At 38.5% G+C, this 2,317-nt stretch carries 5 protein-coding genes; all 5 read left to right on the top strand.

The features are described from left to right. The first annotated feature begins 245 nt into the window (after positions 1 to 245). Positions 246 to 788 carry a peroxiredoxin gene (locus tag VIP81_RS32780; protein WP_414649452.1) on the top strand — a complete coding sequence of 181 codons (543 nt, stop codon included), beginning with the start codon at positions 246 to 248 and terminating at the stop codon, positions 786 to 788. Between the two features lie 112 nt (positions 789 to 900). Continuing rightward, entirely contained in the window at positions 901 to 1,488 is a 588-nt protein-coding gene (locus VIP81_RS32785; protein WP_331972250.1) for a carboxymuconolactone decarboxylase family protein, read from the top strand. Between the two features lie 194 nt (positions 1,489 to 1,682). Further along, positions 1,683 to 1,919 (top strand): 50S ribosomal protein L28, encoded by a 237-nt coding sequence (rpmB, locus tag VIP81_RS32790; RefSeq protein ID WP_133810272.1) that lies wholly within the window; start codon positions 1,683 to 1,685, stop codon positions 1,917 to 1,919. Between the two features lie 30 nt (positions 1,920 to 1,949). Continuing rightward, the gene (gene rpmG, locus VIP81_RS32795) at positions 1,950 to 2,132 is read left to right on the top strand and encodes a 50S ribosomal protein L33 (RefSeq protein ID WP_133810271.1); all 183 of its coding nucleotides are present in this window, start codon (positions 1,950 to 1,952) and stop codon (positions 2,130 to 2,132) included. 74 nt (positions 2,133 to 2,206) lie between these two features. Continuing rightward, a partial coding sequence (locus tag VIP81_RS32800) for a DUF4295 family protein (protein ID WP_331972257.1) occupies positions 2,207 to 2,317 on the top strand: 111 nt, incomplete at its 3' end.

Below are 2,317 nucleotides of genomic sequence, written 5' to 3' on the forward strand. Positions count from 1 at the left end.
GTGCCAAAATGTTACAGAAATACCATTAAAATGTTAACTCCATAATATTTTTTTTGATTATATAGACGGCCACTACCATTGTTGGGGTTACAGCAGTGAAAAAAAGGAATATATAGAGAAACTCAATGTCACATTTTTAAAATCTATTTGATTACTAATGAATGTAATGTGATCTTTGCGCCGTCAAAGAATAAAAATCATTAGTCTGTAAATCAAAAAGAGAATAGTTATTTATGAAAAATGTTATCTTATCCGTAGGGTCAGAGTTTCCCGAATTCAAAAAAACGGCTGTTGTATCTATCGAAAAAGGTAAAGAATTTTACGAATTGTCTTCTGAAGAACTGAAAAACTCCGGTAAATGGATGGTAATGTTCTGGTGGCCTAAAGACTTTACTTTCGTATGTCCTACTGAAATAGCTGAATTTAACAAGCATGCACAGGATTTCGCTGATCGTGATGCGGTATTGATCGGAGCTTCTACTGACAGTGAATTTGTACATGCTGCATGGAGAAGAGATCATGATGATCTGCGTGGATTACAATTCCCGATGCTGGCCGACACTTCCAAATCTCTCGCTACTGAACTGGGTATCCTGGAAGCAAACGAAAAAGTAGCTTACCGTGCTACTTACATTGTAGATCCTCAGGGTATTGTACGTTGGGTGTCTTTATACGATCTGTCTGTAGGCCGTAGCGTAAAAGAAGTTTTACGTGTACTGGATGCCCTGCAAACAGATGAACTGTGCCCTTGCAACTGGACTAAGGGTGAAGCTACGCTGACTGCTTAATTAATCAAGTCATTTTTTATTTTATTGTTTGGATATTTTGTTGAGACGGAGTTTACTTTGTCCCGGCAGAATATTCAAATAATAAAAGCATGAAATAAAAAAAATACATATTATGTTTGCAACTACAAATCAGGATACGGCAGTTCAATTGCTGGAAACAGTGGGTTTGACAGGTGAACAGGTATCCAACAAGCTGCAATCACTCGTAAATGTGGATGCACGTTACCTGAAGGATCTGAAGATCAATGTATCCAACTCTCTAGCGGCAGCTACGCTGTCAAAGAAAGAAGCTTACCTGATAGGGGTGGCGGTAGCAGTGAATGAGAAGCATACCGACCTGCAGGCGGCTTTTGAAAAGCTGGCTATCCAGGAAGGAGCAGGGGATAAAGATATCGCAGAGGTGATCAGCTGTACTTCCCTCATGAATGCCAATAACGTGTTTTATCGTTTCAGGCATTTTGTGAACAAGGAATTTTACACCGCTACACCTGCCGGTATCAGGATGAGCATTATGGCTAATCCGGTATTAGGGAAAGAATTTTTCGAGCTGCTGAGCCTGGTGGTATCTGCACTCAATGGTTGTGAAATGTGCGTTACTTCCCACGAAGAAGCTTTGTTGAAACACGGTACGGATCAGCAAAGAATATTGGAAGCGGTAAGATTAGGCGCTGTTTTACGTAGCCTTGTTGTATTATTGTAAAATTATTTTTTAGATAAAAGACAGATGAAAATTTGTCTGATAATCATTTGGTTATCAATAATTTGCATTGTGTTCACATCTTAAGTAAAGGCGCTTTATAAGTGGCTTTTAATGTACTTGTGAATAAATTCATTTAATAATATTTGCAAAATCCATAAATAAATTGGACTTTTGCATTCCTAAATTTTTAGATCATGGCAAGAGTATGTCAGGTGACAGGAAAGAAGCCGATCACAGGTCACCATGTTTCCTTCTCCAACATTAAGACAAACAGAAGGTTTCTTCCTAACCTGCAAAAGAAGCGTTTTTTCCTGGCAGAAGAAGACAAATGGATATCATTGAAAGTTTCTGCTGATGGTATCAGAACCATCAACAAGAGAGGTTTGTATGCAGTTGTGAAGGAATTGCGTGCAGCTGGTCAGGCAATCTAATTCTAAGACTCACTTAATTTGTAATACACAATGGCAAAAAAAGGCAATAGAGTACAGGTAATTCTGGAGTGCACAGAACATAAGACTTCTGGCAAACCCGGAACTTCCCGTTACATCTCTAACAAGAATAAGAAGAATACTCCTGAGCGTCTGGAGTTGAAAAAGTACAATCCTATTTTAAGGAAAGTAACTGTTCACAAAGAAATTAAATAAGTAATTGTTGATGGTGAATGGCTGTATTTGCATACCAGCCAATTAGCCATTAGACCATAAAAACAATAGATACAATGGCAAAAGTAGCTTCAAAGAACGCGAAAGTCAAAGATACTAAAGCAGCAGCTGAATCAAAGGTATGGACTAAGGTAATCAGAGCAATCCGCTCTCCTAAAACCGGTGCT

The sequence above is a fragment of the Chitinophaga sp. genome, assembly GCF_036566945.1.
Taxonomy (GTDB): domain Bacteria; phylum Bacteroidota; class Bacteroidia; order Chitinophagales; family Chitinophagaceae; genus Chitinophaga.